The sequence below is a fragment of the Geobacillus sp. E263 genome (assembly GCF_007197795.1).
Taxonomy (GTDB): domain Bacteria; phylum Bacillota; class Bacilli; order Bacillales; family Anoxybacillaceae; genus Parageobacillus_B; species Parageobacillus_B toebii.
This window is the reverse complement of the sequence record NZ_CP041632.1, coordinates 2,970,045-2,988,106: the sequence shown is the minus strand read 5'-3', so window position 1 is coordinate 2,988,106 and position 18,062 is coordinate 2,970,045. Positions and strand designations below refer to the sequence as shown.

17 protein-coding genes, 1 pseudogene and 1 riboswitch are annotated in these 18,062 nt (G+C 41.9%); of the genes and pseudogenes, 10 read left to right on the top strand and 8 right to left on the bottom strand.

The features are described from left to right. Positions 1 to 22: 22 nt before the first annotated feature. From cysP to FNL97_RS15360, 4 genes are all read right to left on the bottom strand, one after another. Entirely contained in the window at positions 23 to 1,096 is a 1,074-nt protein-coding gene (gene cysP, locus FNL97_RS15375) for a sulfate permease (protein WP_143416352.1), read from the bottom strand. A 14-nt stretch (positions 1,097 to 1,110) separates the two neighbouring features. Further along, complete coding sequence (locus FNL97_RS15370; protein WP_143416082.1) at positions 1,111 to 1,815, bottom strand: phosphoadenylyl-sulfate reductase; 705 nt, start codon at positions 1,813 to 1,815, stop codon at positions 1,111 to 1,113. Positions 1,816 to 1,962: 147 nt separating this feature from the next. Further along, positions 1,963 to 2,073, bottom strand: a riboswitch (SAM riboswitch). Positions 2,074 to 2,225: 152 nt separating this feature from the next. Continuing rightward, on the bottom strand, positions 2,226 to 3,971 hold the full coding sequence (locus FNL97_RS15365) for a PAS domain-containing sensor histidine kinase (RefSeq protein ID WP_143416081.1): 1,746 nt from the start codon (positions 3,969 to 3,971) through the stop codon (positions 2,226 to 2,228). A gap of 198 nt (positions 3,972 to 4,169) precedes the next feature. After that, positions 4,170 to 4,394 carry a DUF1128 domain-containing protein gene (locus FNL97_RS15360; protein ID WP_012749148.1) on the bottom strand — a complete coding sequence of 75 codons (225 nt, stop codon included), beginning with the start codon at positions 4,392 to 4,394 and terminating at the stop codon, positions 4,170 to 4,172. 104 nt (positions 4,395 to 4,498) lie between these two features. Between FNL97_RS15360 and FNL97_RS15355 the strand changes: the two genes are divergently transcribed. From FNL97_RS15355 to FNL97_RS15345, 3 genes are read left to right on the top strand one after another with little or no spacing between them, the layout of a single operon-like run. After that, positions 4,499 to 4,969: a low molecular weight protein-tyrosine-phosphatase gene (locus FNL97_RS15355; protein ID WP_062754859.1), complete on the top strand. Its 471-nt coding sequence runs from the start codon at positions 4,499 to 4,501 to the stop codon at positions 4,967 to 4,969. 16 nt (positions 4,970 to 4,985) lie between these two features. Further along, the gene (locus FNL97_RS15350) at positions 4,986 to 5,255 is read left to right on the top strand and encodes a YtxH domain-containing protein (protein WP_201030670.1); all 270 of its coding nucleotides are present in this window, start codon (positions 4,986 to 4,988) and stop codon (positions 5,253 to 5,255) included. A gap of 17 nt (positions 5,256 to 5,272) precedes the next feature. Next, on the top strand, positions 5,273 to 6,106 hold the full coding sequence (locus FNL97_RS15345) for a YihY/virulence factor BrkB family protein (RefSeq protein WP_062678584.1): 834 nt from the start codon (positions 5,273 to 5,275) through the stop codon (positions 6,104 to 6,106). An 816-nt stretch (positions 6,107 to 6,922) separates the two neighbouring features. Here FNL97_RS15345 and FNL97_RS15340 read toward each other — a convergent pair. Together FNL97_RS15340 and FNL97_RS15335 are read right to left on the bottom strand one after the other, a co-directional pair. Next, positions 6,923 to 7,069 carry a BH0509 family protein gene (locus tag FNL97_RS15340; protein ID WP_012749153.1) on the bottom strand — a complete coding sequence of 49 codons (147 nt, stop codon included), beginning with the start codon at positions 7,067 to 7,069 and terminating at the stop codon, positions 6,923 to 6,925. A gap of 122 nt (positions 7,070 to 7,191) precedes the next feature. Further along, complete coding sequence (locus FNL97_RS15335; protein WP_143416080.1) at positions 7,192 to 8,337, bottom strand: MFS transporter; 1,146 nt, start codon at positions 8,335 to 8,337, stop codon at positions 7,192 to 7,194. Between the two features lie 265 nt (positions 8,338 to 8,602). Here FNL97_RS15335 and cax point away from each other — a divergent pair, with 265 nt between their 5' ends. Beyond that, positions 8,603 to 9,655 carry a calcium/proton exchanger gene (gene cax, locus FNL97_RS15330; RefSeq protein WP_062677528.1) on the top strand — a complete coding sequence of 351 codons (1,053 nt, stop codon included), beginning with the start codon at positions 8,603 to 8,605 and terminating at the stop codon, positions 9,653 to 9,655. A 143-nt stretch (positions 9,656 to 9,798) separates the two neighbouring features. Then, entirely contained in the window at positions 9,799 to 10,587 is a 789-nt protein-coding gene (locus FNL97_RS15325) for a YfkD famly protein (protein WP_062677529.1), read from the top strand. A gap of 26 nt (positions 10,588 to 10,613) precedes the next feature. On the opposite strand, the gene yfkAB is transcribed toward FNL97_RS15325, so the two are convergent. Then, positions 10,614 to 11,738: a radical SAM/CxCxxxxC motif protein YfkAB gene (gene yfkAB, locus FNL97_RS15320; RefSeq protein ID WP_062754851.1), complete on the bottom strand. Its 1,125-nt coding sequence runs from the start codon at positions 11,736 to 11,738 to the stop codon at positions 10,614 to 10,616. A 344-nt stretch (positions 11,739 to 12,082) separates the two neighbouring features. On the opposite strand from yfkAB, the gene FNL97_RS15315 reads away from it, so the two are divergent. The 5 genes and pseudogenes from FNL97_RS15315 to FNL97_RS18570 all read left to right on the top strand — a co-directional run. Continuing rightward, the gene (locus FNL97_RS15315) at positions 12,083 to 13,630 is read left to right on the top strand and encodes a fumarate hydratase (protein WP_041269570.1); all 1,548 of its coding nucleotides are present in this window, start codon (positions 12,083 to 12,085) and stop codon (positions 13,628 to 13,630) included. Positions 13,631 to 13,747: 117 nt separating this feature from the next. Beyond that, the gene (pdaA, locus tag FNL97_RS15310) at positions 13,748 to 14,551 is read left to right on the top strand and encodes a delta-lactam-biosynthetic de-N-acetylase (protein ID WP_012749159.1); all 804 of its coding nucleotides are present in this window, start codon (positions 13,748 to 13,750) and stop codon (positions 14,549 to 14,551) included. Positions 14,552 to 14,618: 67 nt separating this feature from the next. Further along, a complete protein-coding gene (locus FNL97_RS15305; RefSeq protein WP_062677531.1) occupies positions 14,619 to 15,485 on the top strand; it encodes a DNA-3-methyladenine glycosylase family protein in 867 nt (288 codons plus the stop codon). A 13-nt stretch (positions 15,486 to 15,498) separates the two neighbouring features. Next, the gene (gene rlmD / locus FNL97_RS15300; protein WP_012749161.1) at positions 15,499 to 16,881 is read left to right on the top strand and encodes a 23S rRNA (uracil(1939)-C(5))-methyltransferase RlmD; all 1,383 of its coding nucleotides are present in this window, start codon (positions 15,499 to 15,501) and stop codon (positions 16,879 to 16,881) included. Between the two features lie 15 nt (positions 16,882 to 16,896). Beyond that, a pseudogene (locus FNL97_RS18570) lies at positions 16,897 to 17,049 on the top strand (GNAT family N-acetyltransferase); the annotation flags it as partial. 357 nt (positions 17,050 to 17,406) lie between these two features. Here the strand turns inward: FNL97_RS18570 and FNL97_RS15290 are convergent. Then, a complete protein-coding gene (locus tag FNL97_RS15290) occupies positions 17,407 to 18,060 on the bottom strand; it encodes a potassium channel family protein (RefSeq protein ID WP_143416079.1) in 654 nt (217 codons plus the stop codon). Positions 18,061 to 18,062: the final 2 nt, after the last annotated feature.

Below are 18,062 nucleotides of genomic sequence, written 5' to 3'. Positions count from 1 at the left end.
ATAGGAAAACTATGATTTATGATTAAATGCCACCGCCGTTTTCATGCAACGATCGTTTTTCTTCCGTTATGGTTTTTTTCAGGCTAATGATGCCAAGGGTGGCAAGACAAACGCTGCAAATAGCTATGATCGTGTAAAGATCGCTATCAAGAAGCAGCTTGACAAGGCTGTAGGAAATGACTAGCGAAAAAATCGGCGATACGAACCAAACTTTTAAAAGCTGAATAACGATTCGTTTTTGCCAAATGTAAAAACCGTTTTTCGCCGTCCCGATGCCGATAATTGCTGATGTTGTAATTTGCGTTAATGGCACCGGCAGTCCGAAAATGGACGAAACAATGACAAGTATCGCTCCAGTGCCGGAGATAGCACTGCCTTCAAACGGAGAAAAGTTCGTAATTTTTTTCCCGTTTGTTTCTAAGACTCGTCTTCCCAGTAAAATCGCGCCAAGAGCAACAAACAGCCCGCCGAAAACAGTCGCGTATGAAACGGAAATCAAACCGGCACCGACAAGCGGTCCGACTGCGTTAGCAACGTTGTTCATTCCGGCGGAGAACGCTTCAAAAAAGCCAGTAATAATGAGAAGCGTCATAAACGTTTTTTGCCATGTGCCTTGTTCTAATTGTGGATATTTTTGCTTTAGCGTTAAAAACCACTTACCGATAAAAAACGTGAAAACAAAGGCAATAATCGGAATAATGATCCATATAGAAACAATAAACACCAATTGATGAAAGTATACTGCTTGATAAGCGATGCCGACGCCGACAACGGACCCGACTGTAATTTCACTTGTGGATAGCGGAATGCCCATGATGTTGGCAGCAAATAGTGAAATGGCCGCTGCTGTCAAAATGATGACGACAATTTGAATCGTCAATATAGATGATGGCACGATTCCTGATCCGATCGTTTTGACAACTTCGCCGCCGCCTAGACTGCCAAGAAAAACTCCTAACCCGCAAAGAAGAAGAGCTGTTGATTTACGTTGGATAGCGCCTGATCCGTAAGCAACTCCCATCGCAGCGGCAGCTCCGCTTGCTCCGATATTCATCGCAAAGAAGAAGGAAACAATAAAAGCAACTGCTAGGAGCATCATCATGCCTCTCCTTATGTGATGTGAAGCCCGCACTCTGTTTTCCCGTGACCGACCCATCTGCCGGAGCGTAAATCATTTGGATCGAGTGCAGGGGACGTACAAGGTTCACAACCAATGCTTGGATAGCCGCGATCGTGAAGTACATTGTACGGAAGATGATGTTTGTATACATAATTCCATACATCTTTCCATGTCCAATGAATAAGCGGGCATATTTTAATCGATTGGAATTTGTCATCTTTATTGATATATTCGACATGGCTGCGTGTTGGCGATTGTTCGCGGCGCAATCCGGAAATCCAAGCGGTTACCCCTGTTAATACTTCGCGCAGCGGAATGACTTTTCGCAATTCACAACATTTATTTGGGTTGTGTTTCCATAATTCATTCCCGAACTGTTGCGCTTGTTCTTCTAGTGATAAACTTGGTTTTTTCATCACGATGCGGAGGAAAGGATATTTTTCTTTTACTTTTTCGATCGTTTCATACGTTTCGCGAAAGTGGAGCCCTGTGTCAAGAAACACGATTTCCGCATCTCGTTTCACTTTCGAAATTAAGTCAATCAAAACAATCCCTTCAATTCCAAAGCTGCAGGCATAAACAACATCATCTTTATATTCGTCGTATGCCCAAGTAAGAACATCAAGCGCTCCTTTTGTTTCATTGTCGTGAGGGAATGAAGGTTTTTCTTGCTCCCATGTGTGATAAGTCAGCATATTGCTCCTCCTTTAAAAATCCTATAAAGTAAAGCGGATTAATCGGCTATATAGTTATAAAAATAAACGACTATTTTCTGTAATGGCGCTATGTCCAGTCATAAAAAACGCTCCCCATTTTGGAAAGAGCGAAAAGGTCGCACACTCACCCTATCTTCCAAAATGGCACCCATTTTGCTGGAATTAGCACCTTACTTTTTCATGAAGCAGGTTGCCGGAGTTCATCGGGCCAGTTCCCTCCCTCACTCTCGATAAGTTTGATGTAATTGATTAAAATTTTAACATAATTCACACAAAAGTCAATCCTAGTTTTTCGATAGGAATTAATTTTTTGCTGATATAACACAGTAGAGGAATAAAGAAATCAGGAAAGAAAAGGGCGGTTTGTTGTCCGACCTTTTCCATGCATGTCAACCGGATAATAGGGAATTATGCAAAACAGAGGATGCAGAAACGCGGATCGGCAATGTTACTTCGACGGTTGTTCCTTTATTCTCTTCACTCATAATCGACATCGTTCCACCGTGGTCTTCGATAATTTTTTTACTGATCATTATTCCGAGGCCAGTACCTTTTTCTTTTGTTGTAAAGAACGGTTTTCCTATTTTTTCTAGCTGTTCTTTTGGAATTCCGCAGCCTTCGTCGATAAAGCGGATAAGAACGGAATATTCATCCTTTTTTTGTGCCTCAATAAAAATATGTCCACCGCTTTTCATCGCTTCCATTGCATTTTTTAAGAAATTAATAAATACTTGCTTTAATCCGTTTTCGTCACATTCAATGAGAGGAAGAGATGGATCAATTTTTGTAATAATTTGGATGTTATGCAAAATACCTTGTGTTTCTAATAAAGTGGTGACATGTTGAAGCAAAACGCCAATATCACTTTTTGTAAATTTGGTTGCTTGTGGTTTTGCCAACACTAATAGTTCGCCTAAAATAAGTTCAATGCGCTGAATTTCTGATTCAATAATGTGAAGGTAAGGTTTTTTCACGTCAAGTTCGAATTGCAATAGTTGTATAAATCCTTTTATGGCTGTAAGCGGATTGCGAATTTCATGGGCGATCCCAGCCGCTAGCTGGCCGGCAACTGAGAGCTTTTCCGATGTTCGAATGAATTCTTCTGTTTTTTTCAGTTCGGTAATATCGGTGAATGTCAATACCGCATCAACGACGGCTCCATTTTCCAAAACAGGCGTTACCGTATAGGAAACGGGGAAATGGGTACCATCTTTTTTCCAAAAAATATCTTCACTAATATGATATGTTTTCCCATCTTGAATGGCGAGATCAATTGGGCATTCATCAATAGAGTAAGGAGTTCCATCTTTTTTCGTATGGTGAATGATATCATGCGATGCTTTTCCAATGGCTTCTTCCGCTTTATATCCCGTCATTCGTTCTGCAGCTGGATTCCAGAAAACGATATTTCCATGTTTATCAATCCCACAAACTCCTTCAGCAATAGAATTTAATATGAGTGTATGTTTATGATATAAGTTTTCCAGCTCTTTTCGGTAGCGATTGAGTTCCGTCATATTTTGGCCAATCACATAAATTCCTTTCAAGCGATTTCCATGAATTATTGGAATGGTTTTAAAATGCATGTCAATAATTTTTCCATTTTTATGCTTTACTTGTAAATCATATTCACAACTTTCTCCTTTTAATGTTCGTTCAAATTTTTTTTTTGCTTTTTCAATTTGGTCTGGGGCGATAAACTGAGTAAAATGTTTGCCAATATATTCGCGTGGTTTGTATCCAAGCATTTTTCTTACTTCAGGGTTGCCGGATATAAGTAGCCCATTTATGTCTAGCAGAAGAATCACATCAGGGTATTCGAAAAAAAGACATTTATGACATTGTTTATTTTCTTTTAATAAGCGGCTAATGATAAATGCGGACGCTGCCAAACAAAAGGCGCTGAGCACAGCAACGATGGAGCTGAACAAAAATCGAGTGAAAGAATCCGCCATATGGGGAAAATGTATTGACCAAACCACAAGGCTGATGATGCATATGATTGCTGCTGTAGAGAGCATGTAAATAGGAAATGTGTGGGCGAATAGTATTTTCAATAATATGTAAGAAACGATTACGGTAATGAAGAATAATAGAATGATAAATAACACGTAATGAATACCGCCAGAGATCATTTTTATTCTCCTCTCCCGCCTTAAAACATTAGAACTTAGACATAATTATACGAAAATAAAGATAATTTGAGTAGAACCAATAAAAAACGCTGCCCAAAGCGAAAAGGACAGCGATAGATGTTTCCGCCTTACATGGATACGTAAGTATGGTATTGTACATAATGAATCATTGAAAAGCGACGTTTCCTTCAGCATTTTTTACTTTTTGCGTAAGTTTCCTAACTCCTCGGCGATGGCCTGCATCTCGCTTGGGCTAAACGTATTTTTTCTCATCACCATTTCATAAATGTCTTTTAGCTCATCATACCATTCCTCGGAGAAGTGGGAAGGTTTAATCGCATCAAAATTTAATACTTTTAGCTTTTCTTTTATTTTTTCTACCATGTACGCTACGTTTTCTGCCGACTTTTTGGATAAATCCATTTTTTTGCTCCTTCCTTGTAAAGGTTACATGTATTTTAACATACAAGGGAATACATTGCGCTAATATTTTTGTATATAATGGGGTCGAAAGGAGATGTGAAACAATGGTAAAAGTATTATTTGTTTGCTTAGGGAATATTTGTCGCTCGCCGATGGCGGAAGCGATTTTTCGACATTTAGTAAAAGAGAGAGGATTGGAAGGAAAAATCATCGTTGATTCAGCGGGAACAGGGAATTGGCATGTCGGAGAACCGCCGCATGAAGGTACACAGACGATATTAAAGAAAAATAAGATCGATTTTTCAGGAATTTGCGCTCGGCAAATTTGTAAAGAAGATTTGCAGGAGTTTGATTATATTATTGCCATGGATGCGGAAAATGTTGGGAATCTGCGACGATTAGCCGGATACAATAAAACAGGATTTATCGGCCGGCTTCTTGATTTTGTTCCAAATAGCGAAATTGCTGATGTGCCAGATCCGTATTACACAGGAAACTTTTCAGAAGTATATGAGCTTATCCGAAAAGGGTGTGAACATTTATTAGAAGCAATTATAAAAGAGAAAAAACTTTAAAAAGGGGGAAAAATAAGTGAAGAAGAGAAATGTATGGAAAGGTGTGATGATCGGGGCAGCAGTAGGAGCCGCATTTTCCTTGCTGATCAAAAGGGAAGAAAAGCAAGACCGTCTTTCATTGCCGATAAAGCTGAAACAATGGCGCCAATCTGTAGAAGAGATGGCGGAAGACATGGCGTTTATTATGGAAAAAATAAAAGATATTGCAGAAAAAACACCGGAAGTTATCGAATTTATAAAAGAAGCATATAGCTGGAAAGAGGATGATCGTCCCCGAATAAAATAATGAAGGGGGAACGAGAAATGATGATTAATTTAACGTTTATTCGTGAAATGGTGCGGCGTTTTCAAAAGGATGAAATTCCCCGTCTGTCGGCGGAATTAGCTTATTATTTCCTTCTTTCCCTGTTCCCATTTCTTATTTTTTTATTTACGTTACTTGCTTATTTGCCAATTCCACATGAAGATATTCTTTCCATAATACGTCAATATGCTCCAAAAGAAGCGCTTCATTTAGTCGAGGCAAACATTCGTCGGGTGATGGACGACCAAAACTGGAAATTGTTATCGTTTAGTATTATCGCTGCGATTTGGTCAGCATCAAATGGAATGAATGCGATTGTCCGGGCGTTTAACCGCGCTTATGATGTCGAGGAAAATCGCCCCTTTTTTATCGCTCGTGGAATGTCGGTATTGCTTACAATCGGAATGATTTTTGTGATTATCATCGCTTTAGTTTTACCCGTATTCGGCAAAATGATAGGGCTGTTTTTATTTTCTGCATTCGGCTTTTCCGAAACGTTTTTAACGATTTGGAATGCGCTGCGTTGGGTTATTAGTTCATTCATTTTGTTTGTTGTGTTTACCGCATTATATTATTTCGCGCCAAATAAGAAGCTGCGTTGTGCGAATATTGTCCGCGGCGCAATCTTTGCGACGGTTGGCTGGATTATGACGTCGCTTGCTTTTTCTTACTATGTCAACAATTTTGCGAATTATACCGCCATGTACGGAAGCCTCGGTGGAATGATTATTTTAATGGTGTGGTTTTATTTATCAGGGATGATTATTGTTTTAGGAGGAGAAATGAACGCGATTTTTGATTGTGAACGGGAAGGAAGAAAACGCACGCGTTAATATGCACAAACTTCCTTTCATAAACAACAAATTCAGGGAAATAGTAACGACTGTAAGAGGTTTGTTGAAGATGAGAGGGGGATTGTGATGACGAAACATACGAAAAAAGACGGCGGTACAAAACAAAAAGGAAAAAACAGACCAAAACATAAAACAAGCGGAAGCGCCAACGGCCAAAACGGATATCATTAGAAAAGCGTAGCGAGGAGGCTCAGACCAAACAAAGTTTGGCCTTGCGTGGGTTACTCAGAGAAGTTAACTCAATGTGTTGCCGCCACAGCGGGGCCGAAGCGTCGCGAGCCGATGGCGCCTGGAGCTAGACAATAAGAAAAGCGGAGGCGGCGCGAACAGCTCTCGAAGCGAAATGTTCTTCGACTGCTGAAGTGCTTGCACTTCAAGGGAGAAGGTTATTTCGCACAAGAGAGCTAGCCGCCGAGCTAGACAATAAGAAAAGCGGAGGCGGCGCGAACAGCTCTCGAAGCGAAATGTTCTTCGACTGCTGAAGTGCTTGCACTTCAAGGGAGAAGGTTATTTCGCACAAGAGAGCTAGCCGCCGAGCTAGACAATAAGAAAAGCGTAAGGCGCCCCATTTCGCCTAAAAGCTGCCCGCGTCCTGGGGGCAACGGCGAAATGTCGCCATCCTGACTCCGCGACACGCGCTGGAGGACCCGCGAGGATAATGCTCCAAAAACAAAGAAAAGCGCTGCAGGGGATCTACGCGAAGACAATAAGCCTCTGCAGCGCCTCAACAAAGTGTTTTTATCGGTGGCGCAAAGAGATTATAAAAAAGAAAAGGACTGTCCTATGGCGGTCCTTTTATTCTGCGATTTCTTCATGATTGTAATAGTACAACTCATAAATATATTCGATTTCTGCGTCTGTCATATAAACAAGTTGGTCTCTTGTAATTCCTCTTACTTTTTCGATAAATTCAATCATATTTTTTCGTTCTGCTCTAAGCATTTATTATCGCTCCCCTCCAGGTTATTCTGTTTTAAAACAGGATATTGATTTCTTGTCATTATTATATAACAGAACAAAAAGAAAGGTCAACAATTTTTTGAAAATAAACACAAAAAAGAAGGTCATCCATGAGTGACCTTCTTTGTTTTATTCCATAACAGCGGCACAAAGACAAGGAAGAGAAGTGCGCTTATCGTAAAGAAAAAGTTGTGATTCGCCCCGAATTGAATCATTAAGCCGGTCATAAACGGACCGATCATGCTGCCGATGCTGTATAGCATACCACATAGTAAGTTTCCGGCTGGGAAGAGCTGTTTTGGCAGCAAATCTGCCATATACGTAATCCCGAGTGAAAACAAAGAACCGACAAACATACCGGCAATAAAGAAACAAACGGCAAGCCCGACAAGGGAGTGATGGAATAAATAAGCACTAAAAAAGCTGGCACTTCCGATCAATAAAGCAACGGAAATGACTCGTTTTCGCTGAAAACGATCACTTAATGCTCCAAGAGGCAATTGAAAAATGATACCTCCAAGTGAAAAAGCTGGTAAAATAAATGCTACATGTTCTATACCAATATGTTCCCGCAAAGCGTAAACAGGGAAAATGGCATGAATCGATGCTTCCAAAAAGCCGTAAGTAAACGGAAGCAATAAAGCAACCCACGCGTATTTCCATGCATGAACGAAGCGTTGAAATGTGTGTGCCGAACCAGATTGTTCGCTTTCCTGCGGCCGTTCGTTTGGCAAGAAAAAGACGCTACACCAGCCTATAAGACTAAGTAGCGATGATAAGAAAAACGGCAACGATTCATGGAATTGAATGAGTGACGCTAACAGCGGACCAGCTGAAAAACCGATGCCGAAAAATAGCCCGTATAGCGACAAGTTACGTCCTCGCCGTTGTGCGGGAGAAAAATCGGTAATCCATGTTTGTGTTGCGAAATGGAGCATATGGTCACCAATTCCGATGCAAAGGCGCAAGAAAAACCAAATCAAAAATGAATGAAAAGCTGGAAATAAGGCGAGCGATAATATTACAATAAAACCACCAAGGATAATCATAGGCCGGTATCCATATTTACGCAGCGGTTTTTCTAAAAATGGAGAGATCAATAGGACACCGATATACAACGCTGTGGCATGTATGCCATTTGCAGAAGAGGAAAATCCATGTTTTTCAAGCAATATAGAAAGAAGCGGCAGCAGCATCCCTTGTGATAAACCAGAAATAGCGACAATGCTGATTAAAATCCAAAAGCGCATTGCTTGATACCTCGTTTCTAAACATAACACTCGTTTAATATGGTACATAAGTGGATTGTATAAGGCAAGAAAAATAAAGGAGGGATTTTTACGTAAAGTGTTAAATACATATATTTGGGAGAATATTGAATAATAATGACGACCGTTATCCCATTGTCATACATAACATATGGTTCAAAAAATGACGCTATTTTCTGATTGATTGTCGAACGAATATAATGAGCCGTTCTAGATAAACTGAACGAGAAAGGTGGAATTATAACGGATGAATAAAGTATTTGCGCTGATGGTATGGATCGGCGTTCCATTATCAGTAATCGGCAGTTTTCTTCATTGGCCTGTGGTCTTGATGTTTGCGGTGTATTGCTTAACGATTATTGCTTTAGCAAGCTATATGGGACGCGCTACGGAAAGTTTGGCTATTGTAGCTGGACCGCGCATAGGGGGATTGCTTAATGCTACGTTTGGCAACGCAGTAGAGCTCATTATTTCCATTTTTGCTTTAAAAGCGGGGCTCGTAGAAGTAGTGCTCGCCTCACTTACAGGTTCGGTGCTTGGCAACTTATTATTAGTGGCTGGCTTGTCTTTTTTTGTTGGCGGTCTTAAGTACAAGCGGCAGGAATTCAATGTATATGATGCCCGCCATAACGCCGGACTGCTTACGTTTGCCATTTTAGTGGCGTTTGTGATTCCTGAAGTGTTTGCGATGAACATGTCTAGTCAAGAAAAGCTATCTCTTAGTGTCGGTATTTCGATTATTATGATCCTTTTATATTTAGCGGCCTTATACTTTAAGCTTGTCACACATCGCGGGGTATATCAACAAAAGTCTGATGTAGTGGAAGAACATGAAGAACCAGAATGGACAAAAGGAAAGGCGATTTTGATTTTAGCGCTAGCAACCGCGGCAGTTGCCTACATATCCGAGAGACTTGTCCATACGTTTGAAACGGTGGCGGAATCGTTCGGATGGAGCGAATTGTTTATCGGGATTATCATTGTCGCCATCGTTGGAAACGCAGCGGAGCACGCCTCTGCCGTTATTATGGCATACAAAAATAGAATGAATATCGCTGTTGAAATCGCGATCGGTTCAACGTTACAAATCGCTATGTTTGTTGCGCCTGTGCTTGTTCTTGTTTCTTTACTCTTTCCAGAAAAGATGCCGCTTGTTTTTTCGCTTCCGGAATTGATCGCAATGGCGACATCTGTATTATTGACGATTGTCATTTCTAATGATGGGGATACAAACTGGTTTGAAGGGGCGACATTGCTCGCGGCTTATACGATTATGGGAATCGGCTTTTACTTGCTTTGATCCTCATGAGTATTTTCGTTTATCCAAAAAGGCTCTGCTAATCGGCAGAGCCTTTTTGTTAATAAATTTTTTTCTATACGGATAAACCGTATTTTTTTGAAAGAAAATAACGGTGAGAGTAGCAATGGAAAGGAGTCAGCATGATGAAAAAATGGAGTATCTGCCTTTTTATTAGTGCTTTTATGATGTATGCTACTACTTTCACCGCTGATGCGGCTTCCAAACAAGCACAGCCGAGCTCCGTAGTAGATATTACAAAAGAAAATACGTATCCAAATCCGACGCAAGATTTGCCGTATCTAGAACCAAGCAAATTTACAAAACAGCTCCTTGATTCAGCAAACGTAAAGATTGAGAATCCAGAACTGATCCGGCTTCTTAATGAATCTTCCGTTTCCAGTACGCCGTTTGCTATTGGGTACCGGGCAACGATTTATTTAGGACAATGGCCGCTTAATTATCAATCGTTAGAAACGTCAACGAATTGGGAGTATCAAAAGGTCAATACCAATTTTCTCGATAATCGTGGCGGCAATGCTCCACAAAGACTATATTACAGACAGGAAACGCAAAAGCATGTGCGCGGCGGTTTAACGGCACCAATTCCAAGCGAAGAAGCGGTGCAAAAAATGATGTTAAATGCGGCGATGAAAAAGACGAACTTGCCGTTAGCGTTTAGTACGGTTGTCGGGATTGGGACGAAAAAAGACCATCCATATCAAGTGCCTGCCAAAAAGCTTGGTTATTTGTATGCTTATGCGCCAGCCGTGAATGAAAAAGGGAAAGTTACCTATGGAGAAGTGTATGTTGTACTTAAAGGAAATAAAAAGAAAATTGTCGTGAAAAATGTAACAACACGAGGAATTGGCGCATGGATTCCTGTTCAGGACCGTCTGTATTTTTCATATGTTGTAAGCGAACAGCCACGATAAAACGTCAAGGTGATAACCTTGACGTTTTATTTTTTGATTCGCGCTTTTCGTTTCGTAAAATCGATATCAGAATAATAGGTGTTTTTAACAAGTACGTTCGGCCCAAGACATTGAACGGATGGACAATGACAAAGAAGCTGTTTTGCGATAGGGGAATTTTTCCATTTTTCGTATGCTTCTAACAGCGTATGATGACGGATGTTTCCAAGCACCGGCTCATCGCCGAAATCAGTCACAATAATATCCCCTGTAAAAATATTGACGTTTAGTCGGGAGCGCCCGTCTGGATCATTGCGGACGGTTACGTTTTTACTCGAATAAAGTCGTTTCAATAGCGCTAAATCTTCTTCGTTATCGCTGCAAGGGTAAAATGGAAGTGTTCCAAACAACATCCAAACATTTTCGTCGCGAATATCAAGAAGATGATGAATTGCCTCCCGCAATTCGTCCAAGCTCAACGTTTCCAACGCACTTGCAAAATCACTAGGGTACATTGGATGCACTTCATGGCGTTTGCAATGCATCTCATTAACGACTTGGCGATGAATTTTTTCTAAATGTGGAACTGTCCGCTTGTTTAGCATTGTTTCTGCGGAGACGATGACTCCCGCTTTAGCCAAAGCTTTCGCGTTTTCAATCATTCGTTCAAAATATTTTTCACGCTGCGCAACGCTTGGTTTGCGCTCCATCATCGCAAATCCGCCTTCGACAAAGTCATCGATCGTTCCCCAGTTATGCGAAATATGCAACACATCTAGATATGGAATAATTTTTTCGTAACGATCTAACTCTAATGTTAAGTTTGAGTTTAGTTGTGTCCGCACTCCACGTTCATGGGCGTACTTCAATAACGGAACGACATAGTTATTTACCGATTTTAATGATAACATCGGCTCACCGCCGGTAATGCTTAATGAACGTAGATGCGGAATTTCTTCTAGACGCTGAATTAATAAATCAAGCGGCAGCGCTTCTGGGTCTTTCGTTTGCAATGTATAACCGACTGCGCAATGTTCGCAGCGCATATTGCATAATGTTGTCGTCGTAAACTCAATGTTTGTTAGTTGCAATTCCCCATATTCTTCTATATCAAGATACGCTTCCCACGGATCAAACGATGGCGCAATAGGTTTCAGTGTTAATGAATTCATATAATTCTCCTCTTTTCTTCTAAATTACAACCATCGTTCATTATGAAAAACAATTGCTGTGCTTGTCAATTGCTTTGTAATGGCAAGCAATATACTGTTTTTTCCTTTGCGATAATTATATTTGCTATAGTACGTTAATATGTTCAGACAATAGTCAATTCGATTGTCCAATTATGCCGCAAGTTGATTGAAGATGCAAACAACTGTAGATATTGAAAATAAAAATACGATGGCAACTTTTTATTTTTACACGAAAGTAGAAAAAAGGTTATAATAAATAGGAAGACAATTCTAAATAGTAATACATAGGATGAGCAAAGGGGAAGGGGCGTTGAACGTTGAACATGGAAAAATTCCAACAAAGCATGTATGAACTTATCGTGGAAACGTCCACGAAGCTGCCAAAGGATGTGCGTCGAGCGATCGCTCGGGCAAAAGCGAGAGAAAACGCGGGAACGCGGGCGGCGATGGCGCTGGCGACAATTACCGGCAACATTAAAATGGCGGAAGAAAACGTATCACCGATTTGTCAAGATACAGGATTGCCAACGTTCAAAATTAAAGTGCCTGTTGGCGCAAACCAAATAAAAATGAAAGAGGCGATTCATGCCGCAATCGTTCAGGCGACAAAAGAAGGAAAGCTTCGCCCAAACTCCGTTGATTCGTTAACAGGAAAAAATAGCGGCGATAATCTTGGCGTTGGTGTTCCTGTTATTAAATTTGAACAATGGGAAAACGATTACATTGATGTTCGCCTTATTTTAAAAGGGGGCGGCTGTGAAAATAAAAACATTCAATACAGCTTGCCATGTGAATTGGAAGGGCTTGGACGAGCCGGTCGCGATTTAGACGGCATCCGCAAATGTATTTTACATGCGGTATACCAAGCGCAAGGGCAAGGCTGCAGCGCCGGATTTATCGGCGTCGGCATCGGCGGCGACCGCGCTTCTGGCTATGAACTGGCGAAAGATCAGCTCTTCCGCTCTGTGGACGATGTTAATCCAAACGAAGATCTTCGCCGCCTAGAAGAATATATTATGGAAAATGCTAATAAACTCGGCATCGGAACGATGGGATTTGGCGGCGAATCGACATTATTAGGCTGTAAAATCGGAGTGATGCACCGCATTCCGGCAAGCTTCTTCGTTTCCGTTGCGTATAACTGCTGGGCGTTCCGCCGTCTCGGCGTGAAGATCGATCCAGAAACAGGCGAAATTACGGAATGGTTATATCAAGAAGGAGAAGACGTCGATTTTGAAAAAGAATTGGAAAAAGCGAAAACAGCCGCAACGGCAGAACTTGGCGAAGTGCGCGAAATCGTCCTCGAGCCGCCGATTACGGAAGAACAAATTCGCCAGTTGAAAGTCGGGGATGTTGTCCGCATCAATGGAGTCATTTATACTGGCCGCGACGCGATTCATAAATATTTAATGGATCATGATTCTCCTGTTGATTTAAATGGACAAATTATTTACCACTGCGGACCGGTCATGTTAAAAGATGAAAACGGCAATTGGCAAGTCAAAGCGGCCGGTCCGACAACAAGCATTCGCGAGGAGCCTTATCAAGGAGACATTATGAAAAAATTCGGTGTTCGCGCGGTCATCGGAAAAGGCGGAATGGGCGCAAAAACGCTCCAAGCCCTAAAAGAACACGGCGGCGTCTATTTGAACGCGATCGGCGGCGCGGCGCAATATTATGCAGACTGTATTAAGTCGGTAGAAGGAGTCGATTTATTGGAATTCGGCATTCCAGAAGCAATGTGGCATTTACGCGTTGAAAACTTTACCGCTGTTGTTACGATGGACGCTCACGGCAACAGCTTGCACGAAGATGTGGAAAAATCCTCACTAGAAAAACTTGCACAGTTCAAAGAGCCTGTTTTTAAATAAGGATTGATCACCGTCAGCTCAGTGCTGGCGGTGATTTTTTATGCAAAAAATGGCGCGGTTAAAGTGGCAATGGTGGAAAAAACTAATGGTTAGCAGCACGACAAGGAGGAAAGACCGATGAAAAAATGGGCGATATGGCTGTTAGTATGTGTCATCATCTTATCGTTTGTTCCTGCTTCCGCTGAAGCTGTAAGCAATAAAGCGATTCATTGGGGGTTTAAGCGAAGCGAGAACCATAAGCCTCCTTCCGCGGGAAAAGAGTTAGATCAACTGCTTGCCAAATATGATGCATTTTATTTAGGGAATCCAAACAAAAAAGAAATTTATTTAACATTTGATAATGGCTATGAAAACGGTTATACAGCGAAAATTTTAGATGTCTTAAAAGAGAAAAAAGTGCCAGCGACGTTTTTTGTGACGGGCCACTATTTAGATACCGCTCCTGATTTAGTGAAACGAATGGTGAAAGAAGGGCATATTGTCGGCAACCATTCATGGCATCATCCTGATTTAACGCAAGTGAGCAATGAACAGCTTCGGAAAGAGCTGGAATCCGTTCGTAAAAAAACGGAAGAGTTGACGGGACAAAAAGGAATGATGTATCTTCGCCCGCCACGCGGCATTTTCAGTGAAAGGACGATGGCGGTCGCCCGCGAGCTTGGTTATTACCATGTGTTTTGGTCGCTTGCGTTTGTTGATTGGCAGACGAACAATCAAAAAGGGTGGAAGTACGCATATGATAACATTATGAAACAAATTCACCCGGGCGCGGTTTTATTGCTTCATACCGTCTCGAAAGACAATGCGGATGCGCTTGCGAAAGCGATTGACGATTTGCGCAAGCAAGGCTACACGTTTAAAAGCCTCGATGATCTGATGGTCGAAAAAATGAATTTGCATCCATGGCTTTTTACCCCTTGAACGTTTGGTTCAAAGGGGTGTTTTTCGTTATAATGTGGGTATTAACGATGAAAAAAGGTGATTAGGTATGTGGCAACAGCAAATTGAGGTCGCCCCTCCGTACGATTTTTCCAAAGCGCTGAAGCGGCTTGCCCTCGATCCTCTTATATCGGTGGATATAGCGGAACAGAAGGTGGTTGTGCCGCTTTATGTTCAACAGATCCCAATCGCTGTTACGGTCGAAAGCATTGGGACAAAGGAGGAGCCGCGTTTTCTTGTTACAGCGCCATATCCTGAACGAAAAAAGAAAATCATCGAGCGGATTTCCCATCTGTTTCAATGGAATACACCGCTTGCCCCGATTCACGAACATTTTCAGCGGACCGAATTACAACCGCTTTTTACCGAATATCAAGGAATGCCGCTTATTTTAGATTTTGATCTTTATTTTTGTTTAACGAAATGCCTCATTCACCAGCAATTAAATTTAAAAGTTGCTTACCGCCTGACAGAGCGGTTTGTGAAAACGTTTGGAACACAAATCGATGGCGTTTGGTTCTACCCGCGGCCGGAAGATATTGCTTCTCTTTCCTATGATGAACTGAAGCAGCTGCAGTTAAGCGGACGAAAAGCGGAGTATATCATTGATACATCACGGCTTATTGCCGAAGGGAAGCTTTCATTAGAGGAACTTGCACACCAAAACGAGGAAGAAGTGATGGAACAATTGTTATCGATTCGCGGCATCGGTCCATGGACGGTGCAAAATTTTCTTTTATTTGGGCTTGGAAAACCAAATGTGTTTCCGAAGGCGGACATAGGGTTGCAGCGAGCGATCCAGCGGCTGCTCGGTCTTTCACAAAAGCCATCGATAAAACAAATGGAAGAGCTGAGCAAGCGCTGGGAGCCGTATTTAAGCTATGCGTCCTTATACTTATGGAGAAGCATCGAATAGAGGAGTGGAGAGCATGACGAAGCAGACCATTACCATCAAGAAAGGACAACAGTTTCCTCTGACAATTAAACGGCTCGGCATTAACGGGGAAGGAGTCGGCTATTTTAAAAAGCAAGTGGTGTTCGTCCCAGGAGCGCTTCCGGGAGAAGAAGTCGTCGTAGAGGCGACAAACATCCACCCGAAATACGCGGAGGCGAAAATTAAAAAAATTCGCAAGCGCTCCCCGTACCGTGTCACACCAAGATGCCCTGTCTACGAGCAATGCGGAGGTTGCCAGCTGCAACATCTTGATTACCAAGCGCAACTTCGCGAAAAGCGCGATATCGTTATTCAAGCGTTTGAGCGGCATTGCCGTCTTCCGATTGAAACGCTGGAGATCCGCCCGACGATCGGGATGGACGACCCATGGCATTATCGCAATAAAAGCCAGTTTCAAGTCGGCACAAAAAAAGGAGCGGTTATTGCCGGGTTGTACGGATTGAATTCTCATCGATTAATCGATATTCCCGAATGCGTCATTCAACATCCGGCAACAAACCGCGTTACCAATATCGTGAAAATGATTTTACAAGACTTGCGCATTCCGATTTACAATGAACGGGCACAAACAGGGCTTGTCCGCACGATCGTTGCAAGAGTCGGTTTCCATACGGGGGATGTTCAGCTCGTGCTTATTACCACAAAAAAAGAAATTCCGCGCAAAGAGCTGCTCATCGACGAGATAAAGCGCCGTCTTCCTGAAGTAAAGTCGATCGTGCAAAATATTAATGGACAAAAAACGTCGCTTATTTTCGGGGAAGAATCGTTCCTTTTAGAAGGAGAAGAATACATTCAAGAAGTGTTAGGGGATTTATCGTTTGAACTGTCGGCGCGCGCGTTCTTTCAGCTGAATCCGGTGCAAACGGTGAAACTGTACGACGAAGTGAAAAAGGCCGCCGCTTTAACGGGAACGGAAAAAGTCGTTGATGCTTACTGCGGCGTCGGCACGATCGGGCTTTGGCTTGCCAAAGACGCCGGCGAAATTCGCGGGATGGATACAATTCCGGAAGCAATTGAAGATGCGAAGAAAAACGCGAAAAAACACGGATTTACAAACGCGATGTACGTCACTGGCAAAGCGGAGGCATTGCTTCCAAAATGGGTGAAGGAAGGATGGAAGCCTGATGTCATCGTCGTCGATCCTCCGCGTACGGGATGTGATCAACAATTATTACAAACGATTCTCCGTGTGAAACCAAAAACCGTTGTTTATGTTTCGTGCAATCCATCCAGCCTTGCACGCGATGTTGATGTGCTGTCCGAACGCTACACGGTCGACTACATCCAGCCGGTCGATATGTTTCCGCATACGGCGCATGTGGAGTGTGTTTCACGGCTAGTGTTAAAAAATGATTGAGCGTGTTTTTACCTTTCACCAGTGAACAAGGTTTCCATTGCATTTCATACGAAAATGGGATTGGAAATCGAAAAGAACGGAGATAAAGAAATTGACGGAGTTTCAGTATATACTGATTATGATGGACCAAATCAAGATAGAGTTTTATTTGTGAAGAAGTTAATTTAATTATAAACTTGTTTAGCTCCTGTGGAGGAATGGGGATTTATTCCATAATCTGTAGTACCGCAAAGAGATGCAGGGTGGCTAAGATTGCTCGATTCAATCGATTATCAAGAGAGCTATTGAAAATATGAATAAAAAATGGGGAAATGTTTTTTCACATTAATTTCGGTAACGGCTTAAAGAAAACGGAGCTCCTTGTGGAAGGAGCCCTGATGTATTGCCTTCTTTGTTGAATTCGATAAAATAGATCGACTTTCTGGTATTTTGATCCAAGAGCGAGTCCCCGAAAAAATCCATCAAGCCACCCATTTTTTTTACGCCTGCCATTTGATCCTTCAACCACTTTACTAAAAACCGTTTTTAGTTAAACTTTTCAAACCGGTCCAAATCTTTATTTTCCCCGATCACGACTAATATATCTCCTTCTTTAATGATTCGATCAGGCGAAGGGGAAATGCTTACTTTTCCATCGCTGATAATAGCGATGACCGTTATATTAAACCTTGCCCTGAGATTTAATTCTCTTAAATTTTTTTCGATCATTGACGGGGGGACTTTTACTTCTTTTATACTATAATCTTTCGCGAGTTCAATATAGTCAAGCACGTTCGGTGACATGAGCTGGGTTGCAACCCGCTCTCCCATATCCCGTTCCGGAAATACAACCCAATCAGCCCCCACTTTATATAAGACTTGACCGTGCCGTTTATTAATGGCTTTTGCCACAACTTTCTTGACATCTAATTCTTTAAGGATTAACACCGTTAAAATACTTGCTTGAATATCATCACCAATCGCTACGATGACAGCGTCAAAATTTCGAATTCCGACACTCTTTAATGCTTCTTCATCTGTTGAGTCAGCGACAACCGCATATGTAACATGATCTTTATATTCTTCAATTCGTTCTTCATTTCGATCAATGGCCAAAACTTCATTTCCAGCCTGGTGCAAGGTCGTAGCCAGACTAGAACCGAATCTTCCTAATCCGATCACAGCATATTGTCCTTTCATGT